Raw genomic sequence first — 258 nt, forward strand, 5'->3', positions numbered from 1 at the left:
CCGAAGGCGAGGACGGCATTCAGTCGGTGCCGCGCGGCCACCTCTTCGGCTTCATCGATCTGAACAGCTCGACCAACATGTATTATTTCGTGCTGGCCGTCTTTCTCGTCGGCATCCTGATCATCTTCCTTGTGGTGATCCTGGTGCTTTACCTCATCCAGCGCCTGCCGCTCGACGGCCGCACGAGGCAGATCGCGCAGGTCATCGTCATCATCATCGGCATTATCTCGCTGCTCAGATACCTTGCGGTGTTCTAGC

1 pseudogene is annotated in these 258 nt (G+C 57.8%); it reads left to right on the top strand.

The annotated features are described in order from the left end of the window. Positions 1-194: pseudogene (locus tag EOD29_RS37665) on the top strand (branched-chain amino acid ABC transporter permease); the annotation flags it as partial. Positions 195-258: the final 64 nt, after the last annotated feature.

Source organism: Mesorhizobium sp. M1A.T.Ca.IN.004.03.1.1, assembly GCF_003997555.1.
Lineage (GTDB): Bacteria > Pseudomonadota > Alphaproteobacteria > Rhizobiales > Rhizobiaceae > Mesorhizobium.